The sequence below is a fragment of the Microcoleus sp. w1-18aA5 genome (assembly GCF_036701705.1).
Classification (GTDB): Bacteria; Cyanobacteriota; Cyanobacteriia; order Cyanobacteriales; family Microcoleaceae; genus Microcoleus.
The window spans coordinates 58,016-76,934 of sequence record NZ_JAUPTE010000017.1; the positions used below are offsets into that span (position 1 = coordinate 58,016).

Below are 18,919 nucleotides of genomic sequence, written 5' to 3' on the forward strand. Positions count from 1 at the left end.
TGGTAGAATAAGCTTTTATTGATTTAACCGCAGAGAACACAGAGGGCGCAGAGAGAAGGAAAATCGGAGAATTGGGAAACACAGTTAAATTCATCCGTGTATCCGTGTCAAAATCCGTGTGTGCCTGCGTTTATTTGCTGTCTGCGGTGCGGCTTTGTGACCTTACTGTGGGTACTAAGTCGGGAAAGTATTCGGGCATGAAATGCTGTCCGCCTGGCTTGGAACTGCCGATTTCTGGTTCTAATACGGGAAGAGACTTTTGAGAATTTGGATCGGCGCTTTCTGTACTATCGGCGGGCAGCCAATTTAAGAAGGGTAGGGGCAGAAGTGTGGAGAGGTTTGTGATGACAATTAGCAGCCAGAGGTTATCGAAATTGCGATCGGTAATTCCTAGCAAGTGGGTCAAAAGTGCGCCGCCTTCGTGGGAAATAAGTCCTGCTAAGTTGGTGACTGACATCAACACGGCAAATAAAGTTGCTTCGACGCCTGGGGGACACAATCTGGCGGAGAGTACGAGCACCGGCATATAAGCAATTTGTCCGATTACTGTCAGGATCAGGCTGTCTCCGATGCTGAACCATTGATCGTCAATTCCTAAAGCTCTGTTGGCATGAGTTACTAATAATAAAGTAGTCATGCCCAAAACAGCCGCAAGGACGGTTGACCAGCCAAAAATTACTCGAAATGGAACTGTTTTGAGGAAGCGTTGAAACAGCCAGATCCCGGCGAGGGCGGCAATGCTGGTAACGAGGCGCACTCGGCCGAGAAATTCTGGTTGAAAGCCTAATTCGTTGGTGGTGAAAAAGAAGAAGGCGGAGTCTGAGCTTGGGGTGGCTTGCCAAAGGAAGAGAAAGGCTGTGGGCAGCCAAATTGTTTTTTGGGTAACAGCTTGCCGTAGTTGTTTGAATTGGTCTTTGACTGTATCAAAGTCGGTTCTTTTGTCGGTTTTTTCTTCGGCAATTAACCAAGCTGTTGCTGATACAATTAGCGGGAAAGATGCAGTGATTAAAAAGATAGTGTGGGTGCTGAAGTGTTGCAGCAGGGAACCGCTGAGGTAGGCGGTAATTAGTCCGCCGAGGGCAGCTGCGCCCCAAGACAAGGATTGCAGGGAACCGGCGTCGGTAACTGATTCTTTTCTGGCCCTTTCGACTACCAGGGAGTCGGCGATTACGTCGCTGACGGCGAGGGAGAGGGAACTCAGGGCGATCGCGCCTGTAGCTGCCAGCGGTGTGTGTACAATTGTTGCGAGGCTCACCCATGCTAAGGTTCCCAGCAGCCCGGAGAGGACGATGTAAGGGCGTCTGCGGTAGCCGAATATCGGCAAGCCGTCGGACATGAACCCGAACACGGGTTTGATAATCCAAGGCAGGGCTACGACGCCCAGCATGGCCGAGACTTCTGCCGGACTCATGCCGAGTTCGTCTTTGAGAAAGAAGCTGACGGCTAAGCGGGCTAGTCCGAGAATGCCTTGGACGAAGTAAATCAGTAAGATGGCTATGAGTTCGGGGGTTGGCTCATTCCCAAAGAATACTTTTTCTTTTAAAGATTCTTTGAGTTTGCTGACGCCGGAGGGGGAAACGAGCATTTGAGCAATATTTCTTAATGAATCTCAATATTTATAACACATTCTTAATGAGTTGGGGGAACTGTCGGAGGTGGGAGGCGAGAGTGGCGGGGATCTGGTAAGTGCTATAAAATTGTATTTATCTTGAATTTAAGCGTGTTTTGTAATAATAAAAACCGAAAAACGAACCGCGAAGGCGCGTTAGGCGAAGCCGCGCGTAAACCCTAGGACGCCAAGCAAGAGAAAGAAGAAAAAACTCACAACTGCGGTCAGCTTTGTTATATGATTATTGACCCTAAAAACGTGCCGGAAATTACGGGTTCTAAGTACCCTCAGCAATTCCAATCTGCTGTTGCGGGGAGAGTTAAAAAACGCTTGGGCGATGCTGCCGGGTTGCAGAATTTTGGGGTGAATTTGGTGAGACTTGCGCCGGGAAGTTGTTCTGCTCTCAGGCATTGGCACACTCGTCAAGATGAGTTAATCTATGTTCTGGAAGGGGAAGTTACTCTGATTGCAAATTCGGGAGAGCAGGTGCTGAAACCGGGTATGGCTGCGGGTTTTCGCGCGGGTGATTCAGATGGGCATCATTTAGTCAACCGCAGCAATGCAGATGTTGTTTATCTGGAAATGGGCGATCGCACTCCGGGAGATAGTGCCGAATATCCCGATGATGATTTAATTGCCAAAGCTACGGATAATGGTTGGATTTTTACTCACAAAAATGGCGAAGTTTATGAGAGTTGAGAATTTATGAGTCAAGTGAATCTTTGGACTTCGGCGGAACACGCTTTGTGGTATCTTGCTAAAGCTGATGGAATTCCTCACCGCACTGAAGGTGAAGCGGTTTTGTTGGAGGAAGTGCCGAAAAATGTTAAGCGAATTCTGGATGTGGGTACGGGAGACGGGCGGTTGCTGGGTCTGCTTAAGTGCGATCGACCAAATGTGGAATGTGTGGCGATCGACTTTTCGCCGACAATGCTGGAAAAAACCAGAATTCGCTTTGCTGATGACCAGAATGTCACGGTAATCGAACACAATTTTGACGAATCGCTACCGGCGGATTTGGGCAAGTTTGATGCGGTTGTTTCTAGTTTTGCGATTCATCATGTAGCAGACGATCGCAAACGTTCGCTTTACACCGAGATTTTCGAGCTTTTGGAACCGGGAGGCATTTTTGGCAATTTGGAGCACGTAGCATCACCAACTCCCGCTTTGCATGATAAATTTCGAGAGGCGATCGGTATTAGCGATTCGCCAGACGATCCATCTAATAAATTGCTAGATGTCGAAACGCAATTGCGCTGGTTTAGAGAACTTGGTTTTACCGATGCAGATTGTTATTGGAAGTGGCGGGAACTCGCTTTATTAATTGGTGTCAAACCAGTTTAGAGTATTTCGTGAAATTCGCTGAGCCGGGTAAGGACACGGCACTGCCGTGTCCCTACAAATATGGCATACAATCTATATGAGGTTAGTGACTGAATTAAATTAAATCTGGTACGTCAGGTTTGATTCGGCGCTCGTACCAGTTCATTAACGGGGTAGAAGTAATGCCGTGCAGAATCACAGAAAGTACGATGGTTGAAAAGGTAATCCAGGCAATTTTTTCTGCCGTTTCGCCTTTCAAACCTTTACCCAAAGCATATGTAAGATAATAGATAGAACCGACACCACGAATGCCGAACCAACCGTAAAGCCAGCGGTTGGCTGGGTGCAAAGGACTGCCGATCGTACTAATCCAAGCTCCCACAGGCCGGATTAAAAAAATTAACAATCCAGCTACTAAGAGGGAGTAACCTCCATATGCCAACATAGGTTCTAGGCGCAAAAGTGAACCTAATAGTAAAATAGTTGCTACTTCCATTAACTTTTCTATGCGCTCGGTAAAGTGCAGTTGGGAAAGCGGCTTTTCTGGGTTGCGGTAACTCCGCTGCACCACAATTCCTGCTACAAAAACTGCGAGAAATCCGTAGCCGTTGACTACTTCTGTGAGGGAATATGTAAGCAGAATTGTGCTGAGAGCAATGAAATCTTCCATTAATTGATCGGCCGGTCTATAGTGTTGGAGTTGGCGATCGACCCAGGTGACGGCTTTAGCTACTAAAATTCCCATAACGATACCTGCGGCGATCGCCCAAATCAAGTCAACTGCTACCCACTGCGAAAACCAGTTCGGCCAGTTGTTATCTTTTAGTGCATAAATTCCGAAATAAACAAAGGGAAAAGCTAAAGCATCGTTCAAACCGCCTTCCGATGTTAAACCAAAGCGCAATTCATCGTGATCGTCTAGATGAGCTAACTGAACTTCTGAGGCTAAAACTGGATCGGTGGGAGCGAGAATTGCTCCCAGTAAAATCGCCGGGCCCCAATCTAATTTCACAAACCAATGACCGATCGCAGCAACAGCAAAAATCGAAATTGGCATTAAAAAACCGATCAGCCGCGCTGTGGAATTCCAGGCCCAAAGTTGCAGTGGGCGATTCATTTTTAAGCCGCAACTGAACAGAGAAACAATAACTACAAATTCTGTAAGTCTTTCTAAAAATTCAGCTTCGGGACGCAAGTCAATCAGCTTGATGCCGTAGGGCCCCAATCCGATACCGACAATGAGATAAATTAAGGCATAAGATACAGGCAATCGCGAAATCCAGCCGGAACCCAAGGTAACGGTAAGCAGGAGGATGCCAATAACTAGCAAGTTGAGAATGTAATCATCCACCATAGCGATCGCACTTTTAATCAGGTTTACCAAGTGCAATCTTGACAGATAAAAGCTTCTGCAGCATCCACCACCCGCTAGATTCACCTATCCTCCAAAAGTTGCAGTTTTTCTGCAAAATAACTAACAACTCACAACTACTGACTAATAACTAATGACTACTGACTTTTTTCAGTAGCGATGATGTGCAAATCTACGTGTTTGAGCGATCGCACTAACTGTTGAGTCAAAGAACCCCGCAGCAGCAATTTCCAGCGGGATTGCTGGCTTTCGCCGATCACAATTTGAGTAATGCGATACTGTTTCGCTACCTCCGAAATTGCTTTGGCTATATTAGTGCCGTTTACCCGCAAAAACTGCCCCTTAAATTCTTGACAGAGTTTCTCACAAGTTTCAACGTGCAAGCTTTCTGCTTTTGTTAAAAATCGGTCTGGATCGTTGACAAACACAGCATAAAATGGGGCATTCATATAGCTAGCAATCCTCGCGCCCCGCCGCAGCAGTTGCAAAGAATTCGGATAAGTCGAGATGCACACTAAAACTCGTTCGTGAATGTTGCAAGATTGACCTTTTAAAGTTGCTGCGTCGTCTTCCACATTGTCTGCGACTTCTCGCAGGGCGAGTTCTCGCAAAGCGATTAAATGACGGCGCTGAAAAAAGTTTTCTAAAGATTGTTCAATTTTTTCGGGAGCATAAATTTTGCCTTCAAGCAACCTTTCTTCTAAAGTTTCTGGCGTGACATCGACAACGACTATTTCGTCAGCATCTTCGAGGACGCGATCGGGTACTCGCTCTCGCACTACAACTCCGGTAATTCGAGCTACTAAATCGTTGAGACTTTCTATGTGCTGAATGTTGAGGGTGGAGAAAACATCAATTCCAGCCTTGAGAATTTGTTCGACATCTTGATATCGTTTTTCTCTCAGAGAACCCGGAATGTTTGTATGAGCCAGTTCGTCTATTAATGCTAATTGAGGACGGCGTTCGATGACAGCATCTGTATCCATTTCGGTGAGCATTTTTTCGCCGCGCCGCATTTGTTTTTTGGGTACTACTTCCAATCCTTCTGCTTTAGCTGCTGTTTCTTTCCGACCGTGAGTTTCTAACAGTCCAATTACCACATCAATGCCTTCAGATTTGAGCCTGTGTCCTTCTTCCAGCATTCGGAACGTTTTGCCGACACCGGGGGCCATGCCGATAAATATTTTGTGCTTTCCCCGGCGGGTGGTGCGATCGTAAGTGCGGTTTGGTTGGGCGTAAACCGCGTCTGGATTGTTGGTAATTTCGCTAGAGTGAATCATAGCTGAGTAGTGAGTTGTCAGTTGGCGATTGTCAGTTGTCAGTTGTCAGTTGTCTGTTGGCGATTGTCAGTTGTCTGTTGTCTGTTGTCAGTTGGCGGTTGTTTGTTGCTACTAATAACTAATAACTAATGACTAATGACTAATGACTACTGACTATTGACTGTAAACTATTGTAAACGGTCGAGAGCCAAATTTAGTTTCAGGACGTTAACTCCCGGTTCACCGAAAATGCCGATAAATCTACCATCTGTATTTTTGGCTACCAACATTTCTACTTGATTAAGATTGAGCGATCGCACTGTTGCTATCCGCTGAATTTGCGATCGAGCTGCCTCTACGCTAATGTGCGGATCGAGGCTAGAACCAGAGGTGTAGACTAAATCAGCAGTTGGTTTGATACCAGCTTTGTTGAGGCGATCTAATTCAACTTGCACCCCTTGAAAACCCTCTTTTTGATTACCTCGCTTCAGCAAATCCGAGTTACTTGGAGCCAGGTTGCTAGCACCAGAAACGCCTGTTCTTTGACTAACATTTTCTTCCTTTGTCGGATCGTAATTTTCTGTCGCAAAGCTGCTGTAATTGGTGGTGCTGGGACGACCCCAAAAATATCTTTCTGAGGAGAAAGGCTGACCGATTAAAGCAGAGCCAACTACAACTCCTTGGTTGGTAATTAAGCTGCCGTTTGCCTGGGAGTTGAAGGCAATTTGGCCGATTACTAGCAAGATTAAAGGGTAAATAATAGCTGTAATTCCCCACAAAACCAGGGTAAGGCGAATGGCTCTAATTATTTCTCTCATAAATTACCTCGATCGGTTATTTGCTAAGGGTTAATTATTGACTAAAATCTTTCCGGTTGAAAGATGACTACGAACAAGTAAATAGAAAGGGCGATAATCACCAAACCTAGGAGACTTAAACCCCAGACAGCTTTTCGGGTCAAATCTTCACCTGCAGCAGCGTAGACAGCGGGGGCAACTATAGCATTGAAACACATCACTAGAAATAGCTGCACCGGGATTGGGTGGCGCTGCCAAAGCATTTGTGCTAACTCAACGTTTTCTTGGAAATCTCTGGGACAAATATCATTCAGCCAATTATTCCGTTTCATGAATTCTCCTTATTTTGGGAATAAATATCTGTCTTTCTATTGGATTATTTTTTGGGAAAAATCGACGCAGAGCCTCTGGATATGCGTTCATCAGCAGAGCCGGGGAACGAGATTAATCCGTGTATCCGTCTCAAAATCCTTGTCATGCTTTCCCGATCTATGCTAGCCCAACGGCGGTAATCAAAACATCAATAATTTTGATGGCAATAAACGGCGCGACTGCCCCGCCCAATCCGTAGATTAAAATGTTCCGCTGCAACAGTTGGTTGGCGCTCAAAGGTCGAAATTTTACCCCGGTTAATGCTAGGGGAATCAAAGCGGGAATAATCAAAGCATTGTAAACTAATGCCGACAAAACCGCCGATTGACCGCTGGCTAAACCCATGACGTTCAAAGCGCCAACAGGGGAAAATATTGCCGGAATAATTGCAAAATATTTAGCGATATCGTTGGCTAGGGAAAATGTGGTCAGCGCGCCGCGAGTAATCAGCAATTGTTTGCCAATTGTAACTAAATCAATTAGTTTTGTGGGGTCAGAATCTAAGTCCACCATGTTCGCTGCTTCCTTCGCTGCTTGGGTTCCAGAATTCATCGCGAGTCCTACGTTTGCCTGAGCTAGTGCGGGTGCGTCGTTGGTTCCGTCTCCCGTCATTGCGACTAATTTACCCTCGGCTTGTTGCTTGCGAATTACGTCGATTTTGTCTTCGGGAGTTGCTTCGGCAATGAAGTCGTCAACGCCTGCTTCATCGGCAATTACTGATGCTGTAATTCGGTTATCTCCGGTGAGCATAATGGTGCGAATTCCCATTTTTCGCAGTTGGTCAAATCGATCGCGAATTCCCGGTTTGATGACATCTTTCAAATAGATAATGCCGTAGGTGTCGCTGCCTTGACAAACAGCTAAAGGTGTGCCTCCCAAGCGCGAAACTCGCTCGTAAGCTGCATCGAGATCCGGGCCGAAATTGCCCCCGCGCGATCGCACAAAACCCTTCACCGCATCAACCGCACCCTTGCGAACCTCTGTCCCATCGGGCAAATCCGTGCCAGACATCCGCGTTTTTGCGGAAAAATCAAGCCCCGTGGCATTGGTGCGATCGAACTCCACCTGTGCGCCCAAATTCTGAGCCAAACGGACGATCGACTTTCCCTCTGGAGTATCGTCAAACAGGCTAGCAGCAAGGGCTACACTCGCAACATCCTCCAGCGAGTGACCGTTTACCGGAATGAACTCCTCGGCTAAACGGTTCCCCAGCGTGATCGTCCCCGTTTTGTCCAAAATCAGCGTATTCACGTCGCCACAAGCCTCCACGGCGCGTCCAGAGGTCGCTATCACGTTAAACTGAGCGACGCGATCCATGCCCGCAATGCCGATCGCGCTCAGCAAACCGCCGATCGTTGTTGGAATCAGCGCCACCAGCAGCGAAATCAGCGTCACCACGCCCACAGGGGTTTTCACGTAATTTCCCACGGGCGGAATCGTCGAAACCACAATCAAAAACACCAGCGTTAGCACCGCCAGCAGCACCGTCAGCGCGATCTCGTTCGGCGTTTTCGACCTTTCAGCGCCCTCTACCAGCGCAATCATCCTGTCCAAAAATCCCTTACCGGGGTCGGCCATCACCCGCAGCGTCAATTCGTCGGAAAGGATGCGCGTGCCGCCGGTAACGGAACTGGCGATGTCCGAACCCGGTTCCTTGAGCACCGGTGCGGATTCGCCAGTGATCGCAGATTCGTCTACAGATGCGACGCCTGCAATCACTTCGCCGTCGGCGGGAATGACATCGCCTGCGATCACTTTAATTTGGTCGCCCCGTCTCAGGGATGTCGAACTAACTTCTTGAATTGAACCGTCTGGTAGGAGTTTGCGGGCTGTTGTGTCGGCTTTGGTCGATCGCAGTGCATCTGCTTGCGCTTTCCCCCGCCCTTCTGCTATCGCTTCGGCAAAATTAGCAAATACCAAGGTGAAGAACAAAATAAACGTTACTAAACCGTTGAAAACTCTCTGATTTTCGCCGGGAACCGGGCCGAACAGCGTCGGGTCAATGGTTAATAATGCAGTCACAATTGTGCCAACCCACACCACAAACATCACCGGATTTTTCAGCATCACCCGCGGGTTTAGCTTGACAAAAGCTTGTTTAAAAGCTCTTTGATAAAGACCTTTTGTATTTGCTTTCGGCGTGTGCTTGCGAGACTCGCGAGAGCCTCTAGCAGGTTTTTTTGGGGAATCTGGAGTATGGGAAGAAGCCATGTCGATTTTAGATTTTAGATTTTAGATTTTAGATTTGGGATTAGGGATTTGGGATTTGGGATTTTAGATTGTTGCCAGCAACAGCAGTTTATTGTCGCTGCATTACTTAATGCAATCTACATCTACTGTCAGCTGTTTGGTGTCGGGGTTGTCGCTTCAGGCGAAGGCGTTGCTAAAGGTGTTGTGGGTGCAGTTATCGGTGTGGGTTCAAATTTGCCGTTGCTAATTTCATATCCTTCGGCAATTGGCCCTAAAGCTAGAACTGGGAAAAATGTCAGCGCGCCCAGAATTATAATTACTCCTGCGGTGACGCCGGTGAATAAAACTGAATCGGTTCTGAGAGTGCCGGTTGTTTCGGGAACCAGTTGTTTGTTCGTCATGCTGTCAGCTAAAAGCAGGAGGGCAATAATTGGAACGTAGCGCCCCAGCAGCAGGCTGAAACAGGTGCTTAAATTCCACCAAAGTCCGGTAGGTGCGGGTTGAGAGTCTGCCAATCCTTCCAAGCCAGAACCGTTGTTGGCTGCAGCCGAAGCGTATTCGTACATCACCTGGGAAATGCCGTGAAATCCGGGGTTGCTGATGCCGCTCAAACTGTCGGTAAAGGCGAGAGTAATGGCACCGGGGATTAAAACTGCGATCGGGTGAATTAACAAAACAACGCTGGCTAAAACAATTTCCCGTTTCTCAATTTTGCGTCCCAAAAATTCCGGCGTTCTCCCCACCATCAAGCCCGTGAGAAACACGCTCAAAATTGAGTAGATAAATAAGTAAGCAGTTCCTGTTCCTTGTCCGCCCCAAACGATTTGCAGAAACAAATTAAACAGAGTGGCAAAACCACCGGGAGGCATTAAAGAATCGTGCATTCCGTTGACAGCGCCGCACATTGTCCCAGTCGTAGTGACAGCCCACAGTGCAGTCTCTGCCCAGCCAAACCTAACTTCTTTTCCTTCTAAATTTGGCTGCTGCGAACCCAGTAAATTATTAATTTGAGGGTTGCCGCCGTACTCGCCAAACGCTGCAATGCCAATCAAAATTACATAGATGGCAAACACCATCCAAAAAATCAGCCATCCCTGCTTTTTGTTGTTGGCAAATCTGCCGTAGGTGTGAATCATAGCTGCTGGTATAGAAACCATTGCTAGTGTTTCCAGCAGGTTGGTAAAAGGATTGGGATTTTCAAAAGGATGAGCCGAGTTAATGGCAAAAAAACCGCCGCCATTTTCTCCTAGTTGTTTGATGCTTTCAAAGTGAGCTACTGGGCCGCGAGCAATTATTTGCGTGCCGCCTTCTAATGTACGGGCAACGGCCGGCCCGGCTAGGGTTTCTGGGACTCCCGACATCAGCAACAGTAAGGCAATTATTAAAGAAAGGGGTAGCAGAATCCGGGTGATTGATTGAATTAAATCTATGTAAAAGTTGCCCAATGGACGACCTGTTAAGCCCCGGATAAAAGCAATGCCTACTGCTAAACCTGTAGCTGCTGAGGTAAACATTAAAAATCCCAGGGTTAACTGGGACAAATAAGTAAATGTTGTCTCGCCGGAGTAATGCTGTTGGTCGGTATTTGTGAGGAATGAAATAGTTGTGTGCAGCGCAGTATCCCAGGTTGGGGCAGTTAAGCTGGTGGCATTTAAAGGCAGGACTCCCTGAAGCATGAAAATTAGGAAAACAAATATGCCCATTGCTGCATTGCTGTAGAGTAGTGATCGCGCATATTGCCAACCTGTCATCGAATCTATAGACCGGATATTGCTGGCTTTATAGATGAGTTGTTCTAGGGGTTTAATAGCGGGGTCGAGAATGGTTGGTTCTCCCATGTACACCCGCGCCATGTAATTACCAAAAATAGGGGCGATCGCTACTACAATGATTAGCGTTAATGCGATTTGAATTAATCCTTCAAGCATAACTGAGCCAATACTTCCTTAAAAGTGCAATCTGCTTTTAAAAATCAATATACTTGCCGTTAGGATTTTTGATAATCAGCCCGCAGGTATAAGTTTCCGTTTACCCGTTATGCTTAGCTGCTATATATTTTCACTGACTGACAAATGTTTAAATATTTAGCAGTATCTATGCTTGCAGATATAGATGTTATCTAAACGATTGTTTTGGCGTCACAGGAGAAAAATTTTGGCGATGAAAAACCGCAGGTATAAGGCAGAGAGTAGAGTGTAAATATAAAATATAAAATGGATGGATAAAAAATGTTAAACAGCTTATTAAAAATCACAGACAACCTGGCAATTCAAGAGAATTATTTGCGGGGGAGGTGGTCGATCGCAATTTTATTTGCGATCGTTGTAGTGCTGGAATTTACTACGCCGTCGGAGTATCTGTTTGGGTATTTGTACACAGGGCCGATTTTATTGGCAAATTCGCGCTTGAGTCGGTTGGGTAAGTTGCAAATTACGCTGGTATCGGCAGCTTTGACGCTGTTAAATTTGTTTGTTCCTCCTGGAGAAGCGATCGCCCTAGCAACTGTAGCAAATAGATCGATCGCAGTCATGGCTTTAGGGGTGACGGGATATTTAAGCGATCGCAACCAGCAGTACCAAGAGACGATCGCGATCGCTAAAGCTGAGTTGCAGTCGCAGCAGCAGCTAGCAAGCATCCGAGAAGATTTTGTCTCTACTTTGAGTCACGACTTAAAAACGCCGATGCTGGGGGCGATTGAAACAATTAAAGCTTTTGGATCAGCAAAATTTGGGAATGTCACCGCCAGTCAGCAAAAAGTTCTCGAAACAATGGCGCGATCGCACCAAATGTCACTACAATTAGTAGAAACGCTGCTAGATGTTTACCGCAACGATGCCGAAGGTTTAAAACTGCAACTTGCTCCCGTAAATTTAGTAGCATTGGCAGAAGAAGTAATTGCAACACTCATCCATTTATCGGCGGCGCGCCGCGTCTATATTAGTATGAGTTACGGAGAGTCTGATTTTCGCCGCTCTTTGTGGGTAAATGGCGATGCTGTGCAACTCCAGCGCGTTTTTGTTAATTTGCTAACAAACGGCATCAATCATTCTCATCGCGGCGGTAAAGTGGAAATTGTTATGGAATCTAATTCGAGTTATCAGGTGGTGAAAGTTATCGATAGCGGGTTGGGAATTACCGCCGATGAACTGCCCCATTTGTTCGAGCGTTTTTATCAAGGACACAGCGATCGGCAAGCCAAAGGATCGGGATTGGGGTTATACTTATCTCGCCAAATCATTGACGCCCACGGCGGTATAATTTGGGCAGAAAATAAATTGCCACACGGTGCTTTATTTGGATTCCGACTCCCAGCTATCCCACAGAAATGAAACCAGCTTATCCATTACGAATTCTCCTAGTTGAAGACGACGAACTGTTTCGTTTGGGGCTGCAAACCAGGTTGCAGCAAGAAAGTTGCTTGCAAGTAATTGCTGAAGCGGAAGATGGCGAAACGGCGGTAGAATTGACTCAGGAACACTTGCCAGATGTGGTAGTTCTCGATGTCGGTTTGCCGGGAATAGGCGGCATTGAAGCTTGCCGCCAAATTAAACAGCGACATCCAGCAATTCCGGTTTTAATTTTAACTTCTCATTCGCAAAAATCCTTAATTGAAAGATTAATTGCAGCGGGAGCTCAGGGATATTGCCTCAAGGGAATTGTGGCGGAAACTTTAGTGTTGGCAATTCGATCGGTAGCAGCGGGTGCTTCGTGGTGGGATCAGGCCGCGACTGCGGAAATTAGGGCGGTTTTTGCTAATCCCGAACCTTTGAAAAATGGGTTGAAATCGGAACTTTTGGAGAATCCGCTGACGAAGCGAGAACAGGAAATCTTGGCTTTAGTTGCGGGGGGAAAAAGCAATCAGGAAATTGCACAAATATTGTACATTGCTCCGGGGACTGTACGGGTTCACGTGCACGCGATTTTGCAAAAGTTAGAAGTGCGCGATCGCACTCAAGCTGCTGTACTCGCAATTCAGAAAGGATTGGTAGCAGAAGAACTTTTGGCGATCGAACCTTAAACAGGCGATTTTTGTACTGGAATAGTCGGTTTCTGAAATGAATTAATTGCTAAATACGCCTCTATCAAGATGAATCTGTTGCAGCTTCACGGAAAGTTAATATCAGTCTTGATTGTTAATTTTACTGGTCTCCTGACTATACGATACTACTATTGTTTATCAATGCTGACAACCTTAATGAAGTTTGACATTGCACAAGTTTAACCTCAAGGCTAAGACGATGCAGAACTTCGTGCATTCTCTCCTACGGCCGCCCCCGAAAGTTTGCAACTAGGAGCGATCGACCTAAACTTGACAATACTGGTTTATTCAGCGTACCACCCGCGATCGTACTCTTTAGGACAACTGATTTTTACGTCGGCGGGGGCTGCGATCTGCCGTGCTACTATTAGTTTAAACCTCAGAGACAATGGTCGTATAGCTAACGGCGGTATCGATACTTCGCCTAGCCAGACTTTCGTCATTAACGTCACCAACCAGCAACCAGTGGCACAACCAGACAGTTACAGCATTCCCCATGACAAGGTATTCAATCTGCCAGCCCGCGGAGTCCTAGCCAACGACTCCGACCCCGATGGCGATGCCTTGACTGCCAAACTGGTGTCCTTGCCAAACAATGGCAAGGTAGTTTTCAACAGCGACGGTTCCTTCAGCTATACTCCCAATCCCGGTTTTGCAGGTTTTGACAACTTTACCTACAGCGTCAGCAACGGGGCATCGCCGTCTCCTCCCGTTCCGGTGAACCTGAATGTCATTAACCAGCCGGTAGTGGGACAGCCAGACAGTTACAGCATTCCCCACGACAAAGTATTCAATCTGCCAGCCCGCGGAGTCCTAGCCAACGATGACAACTTCGACGGCGACCCCCTGACTGCCAAACTGGCATCAGTCCCTAACAACGGCAAGGTAGTTTTCAAGGCTGATGGTTCCTTCAGCTACACTCCCAATCCCGGTTTTGCTGGTCTTGACAACTTCACCTACAGCGTCAGCGATGGGGTATCGCCGTCTCCCCCCGTTCCGGTGAACCTGAATGTCACCAACTTTCCACCTGCGGGACAACCAGACAATTACAGCATTCCCCAAGACAAGGTATTCAACCTGCCAGCCCCCGGAGTCTTGGCCAACGACGACGACTTCGACGGCGACCCCCTAACGGCAAAACTGGTGTCCGCCCCCAACAGTGGCAAGCTGAATTTCAATGCTGATGGTTCCTTCAGCTATACTCCGAATCCGGGTTTTGCTGGTATTGACAACTTCACCTACAGCGTCAGCGATGGGGCATCGCCGTCTCCCCCCGTTCCGGTGAACCTGAATGTCACCAACTTTCCACCTGCGGGACAACCAGACAATTACAGCATTCCCCAAGACAAGGTATTCAACCTGCCAGCCCCCGGAGTCTTGGCCAACGACGACGACTTCGACGGCGACCCCCTAACGGCAAAACTGGTGTCCGCCCCCAACAGTGGCAAGGTAGTTTTCAATGCTGACGGTTCCTTCAGCTATACTCCGAATCCGGGTTTTGCTGGTATTGACAACTTCACCTACAGCATCAGCGATGGGGTATTGCCCTCTCCCCCCGTTTCGGTGAACCTCAACGTCACCAAGTTCTTAATCAACCAGCCGCCGCAGGCAAATAGCGACCGTTACAACACTCCTCACGACAAGACACTCAATGTCCTAATTCCCGGACTCCTGGCCAATGACACCGACCCCGACGGCGACCCATTAACTGCAAAACTTGAGTCAGTCCCCAAAAACGGCAAGCTGAATTTCAATGCTGACGGTTCCTTTAGCTATACTCCGAATCCCGGTTTTGTTGGCTTGGAGGAATTCAGCTACAGTGTCAGCGATCCAACCTTCGCCTCTGCGATTACTCTGATAGGTATTAATGTCACCAATCAGCCACCGCAGGCAAATAGTGACCGTTACAACACTCCCCACGACAAGACACTCAATGTCGTATTCCCCGGAGTTCTGGCCAATGACATCGACCCCGACGGCGACCCCTTGAGTGCCAAACTGGTATCCTTGCCAAACAACGGCAAGATCAATTTCAACCCTGACGGTTCCTTTAACTATACTCCCAATCCGGGTTTTGTCGGCTTGGAGGAATTCAGCTACAGTGTCAGCGATCCAACCTTCGCCTCTGCGATTACTCTGATAGGTATTAATGTCACCAATCAGCCACCGCAGGCAAATAGTGACCGTTACAACACTCCCCACGACAAGACACTCAATGTCGTATTCCCCGGAGTTCTGGCCAATGACATCGACCCCGACGGCGACCCCTTGAGTGCCAAACTGGTATCCTTGCCAAACAACGGCAAGATCAATTTTAACCCTGACGGTTCCTTTAGCTATACTCCCAATCCCGGTTTTGTCGGCTTGGAGGTATTCAGCTACAGTGTCAGCGACGGAGCCTTCGTGCCTGCGACCAATCAGATAGTTATTAATGTCACAAATCAGCCGCCGCAGGCAAATAGCGACCGTTACAACACTCCCCACGACAAGACACTCAATGTCGTAATTCCCGGAGTCCTGGCCAATGACATCGACCCTGACGGCGACACATTGACTGCAAAACTTGAGTCAGTCCCCAAAAACGGCAAGCTGAATTTCAATGCTGACGGTTCGTTCAGCTATACTCCGAATCCGGGTTTTGCTGGTTTTGACGACTTCAGCTACAGCATCACTGACGGGGCCGCCTTCCCGCCTTTTTTCACGACTGTCCCGGTAAATCTCAATGTCACAAATCAGCCACCGCAGGCAAATAGTGACTATTACAAAACCCTGCACGGTCGAGTGATAAACGTTCCTGTGGCTGAGGGAGTTTTAGCCAACGATAGCGACTTTGACGGTGATTTGCTGACGGCAACTAAAGTCACAAATCCCAACAATGGCACTCTCGGATTTAATCAGGATGGTTCGTTTACTTATACTCCGAATCCAGGATTCTTTGGACTCGATAGTTTTACTTACACTGTCAGTGATGGGGCTGTTACTTCACCTGAAATTTTAGCAAATATCAATGTCACAAATAATCCACCGCTGGCAATAATTGACAATTACCAAATTCTGCACGGTAAAGTCCTGAATGTGCCTGTTGCTGAGGGAGTTTTAGCCAACGATAGCGACTTTGACGGTGATTTGCTGACGGCAACTAAAGTCACAAATCCCAACAATGGCACTCTCGGATTTAATCAGGATGGTTCGTTTACTTATACTCCGAATCCAGGATTCTTTGGACTCGATAGTTTTACTTACACTGTCAGTGATGGGGCTGTTACTTCACCTGAAAATTCGGCAAATATCAATGTCATAAACAATCCGCCGATCGCACAACCCGATACCTACAGCATCAGTGCGGGAAAAGTCCTCAGCGTAACAGTGCCGCCGGGAGTTTTAGCCAACGACTCCGACGCAGATTTAGACACGCTGACTGCTGCGGTGGCCGCAAATCCGACGCAAGGGTCGATCGCCCTCAACAAAGACGGTTCTTTCACTTATACTCCTAACGCTGGCTTTTCTGGAACAGACACATTTACCTACACAGTCAGCGACGGGATAGTTAACTCTGAACCGGCGGCTACCGTGACTGTAAACGTCAACAATAACCCGCCTGTTGCGAATTCGGACAGCTATACTACTGCTTTTAATACGAGTCTCAACGTGGCAGATTTGGGAGTCTTAATCAACGATACAGACCCGGAAAATGACCCGCTGACGGCGATTCTGGTGACAAATCCGGCTACAGGGTCGATCGCCCTCAATGCTAACGGTTCTTTCAATTACACTCCGAATCCTGGTTTTGCAGGGACAGACTCTTTTACCTACAAAGCTAACGACGGGAAAGCTGATTCTGCGATCGTCACGGCAAGCATTGTTGTCAATAACCCTCCGACTCCTACGGAAACTCCGACTCCGACTCCCACGGAAACTCCGACTCCGACTCCCACGGAAACGCCGACTCCTACGGAAACTCCGACGCCGACTCCTACGGAAACTCCGACTCCGACTCCTGCGGAAACTCCGACTCCGACTCCTGCGGAAACTCCGACTCCGACTCCTGCGGAAACTCCGACTCCGACTCCTACGGAAACTCCGACTCCGACTCCTACGGAAACTCCGACTCCGACTCCCACGGAAACTCCGACTCCGACTCCCACGGAAACTCCGACTCCGACTCCCACGGAAACTCCAACGCCAACGGAAACTCCGACGCCAACGGAAACTCCGACGCCGACTCCTACGGAAACTCCGACGCCAACGGAAACTCCGACGCCAACGGAAACTCCGACGCCGACTCCTACGGAAACTCCGACTCCGACTCCTGCGGAAACTCCGACGCCAACGGAAACTCCGACTCCGACTCCCACGGAAACTCCGACTCCGACGGGAACTCCGACTCCGACTCCTGCGGAAACTCCGACTCCGACTCCTGCGGGAACTCCAACGCCAACGGAAACTCCGACTCCTGCGGAAACTCCGACTCCGACTCCGACGGGAACTCCGACTCCGACTCCGACGGAAACTCCGACTCCGACTCCGACTCCGACGGGAACTCCAGACGATCGCGATTGCATTTGCGAACAGATTACCCTACCCGCGATCAGTTCGATTCCCGGCCCGAATTCTGTCGATCGCACTTTCAACGGCACTGACGGTGACGACTTCCTCACTGGCAGCAATATCAACGACGTTATCAGCGGTTTCAACGGCGACGACATTCTGCTGGGCGAAAAAGGCAACGACAATATTTACGGGGGACTGCCCAGCAATATCCCCCTTGGCCCGAATGCAGACAGAGACTTGCTGTTTGGTGGGGGTGGCAATGATTACCTCCACGGCCACGCCGGCAACGATCTCATTTTTGCGGGTAAGGGCGATGATGTCGCGATCGGTGGCAAAGACGATGACTTGATTTGGGGTGACAAGGGCAATGACACTCTGGTTGGGGCTCAGGGTAACGACTGCTTGTTTGGAGGCAATTTTGACCCCTCTAGCCCTGACTCGAATGGACGCGATTTGCTGTTTGGCGCTGCTGGCAACGACTTCTTGAATGGGGGAGATGCTGCGGATACTCTAAGCGGCGGCGAGGGCAACGATACTGTTTATGGCGGCAAGGGCAATGACGTTGTGGTGGGGGGTACTGGCAACGATCTGCTGTTGGGCGATCGCGGCAGTGATAGCATTTGTGGCGGCGATGGGGACGATACTATTTTAGGAGATAGTGCGATCGACTTTAACGGCGAGCCAGATTCCATGTGCGGCGCTGCTGGCAATGATTTGATGTTTGGCAACCGCAGTAGTGACAAGCTATGTGGCGATGAGGGCAACGATACTCTCTACGGCGGCAAAGGTGACGATTGTCTGATTGGGGGTTTGGGCAATGATATTCTCAGCGGCGGCATTGGGCGCGATCGCTTTGTTTTAACAGCAGGTGAAGGCAGCGATCTAATTACTGATTTCACAAAAGGTGAAGATTTGCTGGTGTTAGCGGGCGGTCTAACTTTTGCTCAACTTAGTATTACCCAAAGCGCTAATGCAGCTTTCATCAGGATTGGTGAGAACGGTCAACTGTTAGCTGCTTTGAATGGAGTGCAAGCTAGTGCGATCGGTGTGAATGATTTTACCATCTTTGGGTAAGCACAAGTTAATTAACTAAGGTGCGTACTCCGCACCTTAGTTAATTATGTAGAGTGTGCAACGCGCTGCTTACCGCTATTAGTAGTGTGTCAAATCATATCGTTTCCGGTTGCATCGGTATTGTTCAAATGTCCAAACAGTCTGTTGTCCCGAAAGCATAATTTTAGTCAACAGTCAACAGTCAACAATCATCTCGCTCGTGCAACCGGAATTGATATCAAATCACTTTTTGTGTCTAGAAGTGCGATCGACAATAATCCAAGCTTTTGCTTGACACTGGTCAGCACTCCAGATATTATTTTAGTAATAAAAATGACTTAAACAAGCCACTGT

Annotated in this window: 12 protein-coding genes; 5 read left to right on the plus strand and 7 right to left on the minus strand. The window is 48.1% G+C overall.

Annotated elements, in window-relative coordinates; genetic code table 11:
* Positions 1–130 precede the first annotated feature (130 nt).
* Positions 131–1,585, minus strand: coding sequence for a folate/biopterin family MFS transporter (locus tag Q5691_RS09055; RefSeq protein ID WP_333211122.1), 1,455 nt, complete (start codon positions 1,583–1,585; stop codon positions 131–133).
* A 261-nt stretch (positions 1,586–1,846) separates the two neighbouring features.
* Between Q5691_RS09055 and Q5691_RS09060 the strand changes: the two genes are divergently transcribed.
* Together Q5691_RS09060 and Q5691_RS09065 are read left to right on the plus strand one after the other, a co-directional pair.
* A complete protein-coding gene (locus Q5691_RS09060; RefSeq protein WP_333211120.1) occupies positions 1,847–2,308 on the plus strand; it encodes a cupin domain-containing protein in 462 nt (153 codons plus the stop codon).
* 6 nt (positions 2,309–2,314) lie between these two features.
* Positions 2,315–2,953, plus strand: a complete 639-nt coding sequence (locus tag Q5691_RS09065) for a class I SAM-dependent methyltransferase (protein WP_333211118.1) — start codon at positions 2,315–2,317, stop codon at positions 2,951–2,953.
* A 94-nt stretch (positions 2,954–3,047) separates the two neighbouring features.
* Here Q5691_RS09065 and Q5691_RS09070 read toward each other — a convergent pair whose 3' ends face one another.
* From Q5691_RS09070 to kdpA, 6 genes are all read right to left on the minus strand, one after another.
* Positions 3,048–4,316: a sodium:proton antiporter gene (locus tag Q5691_RS09070; RefSeq protein WP_333211117.1), complete on the minus strand. Its 1,269-nt coding sequence runs from the start codon at positions 4,314–4,316 to the stop codon at positions 3,048–3,050.
* A gap of 125 nt (positions 4,317–4,441) precedes the next feature.
* Complete coding sequence (locus Q5691_RS09075; protein ID WP_333211115.1) at positions 4,442–5,584, minus strand: universal stress protein; 1,143 nt, start codon at positions 5,582–5,584, stop codon at positions 4,442–4,444.
* A gap of 167 nt (positions 5,585–5,751) precedes the next feature.
* Complete coding sequence (kdpC, locus tag Q5691_RS09080) at positions 5,752–6,381, minus strand: K(+)-transporting ATPase subunit C (protein WP_333307783.1); 630 nt, start codon at positions 6,379–6,381, stop codon at positions 5,752–5,754.
* Positions 6,382–6,422: 41 nt separating this feature from the next.
* Complete coding sequence (kdpF, locus tag Q5691_RS09085) at positions 6,423–6,692, minus strand: K(+)-transporting ATPase subunit F (protein ID WP_333211110.1); 270 nt, start codon at positions 6,690–6,692, stop codon at positions 6,423–6,425.
* A 157-nt stretch (positions 6,693–6,849) separates the two neighbouring features.
* On the minus strand, positions 6,850–8,943 hold the full coding sequence (gene kdpB, locus Q5691_RS09090; RefSeq protein WP_333344553.1) for a potassium-transporting ATPase subunit KdpB: 2,094 nt from the start codon (positions 8,941–8,943) through the stop codon (positions 6,850–6,852).
* Between the two features lie 128 nt (positions 8,944–9,071).
* Entirely contained in the window at positions 9,072–10,850 is a 1,779-nt protein-coding gene (gene kdpA / locus Q5691_RS09095) for a potassium-transporting ATPase subunit KdpA (RefSeq protein ID WP_333344555.1), read from the minus strand.
* 300 nt (positions 10,851–11,150) lie between these two features.
* On the opposite strand from kdpA, the gene Q5691_RS09100 reads away from it, so the two are divergent.
* The 3 genes from Q5691_RS09100 (at position 11,151) to Q5691_RS09110 (ending at position 18,586) form a co-directional block, all read left to right on the plus strand.
* Positions 11,151–12,251: a HAMP domain-containing sensor histidine kinase gene (locus Q5691_RS09100; protein ID WP_333344557.1), complete on the plus strand. Its 1,101-nt coding sequence runs from the start codon at positions 11,151–11,153 to the stop codon at positions 12,249–12,251.
* Entirely contained in the window at positions 12,248–12,940 is a 693-nt protein-coding gene (locus tag Q5691_RS09105; RefSeq protein ID WP_333233658.1) for a response regulator transcription factor, read from the plus strand. The genes Q5691_RS09100 and Q5691_RS09105 overlap by 4 nt, the downstream gene beginning before the upstream one ends.
* A 264-nt stretch (positions 12,941–13,204) precedes the next feature.
* Positions 13,205–18,586: an Ig-like domain-containing protein gene (locus tag Q5691_RS09110; protein WP_333344559.1), complete on the plus strand. Its 5,382-nt coding sequence runs from the start codon at positions 13,205–13,207 to the stop codon at positions 18,584–18,586.
* Positions 18,587–18,919: the final 333 nt, after the last annotated feature.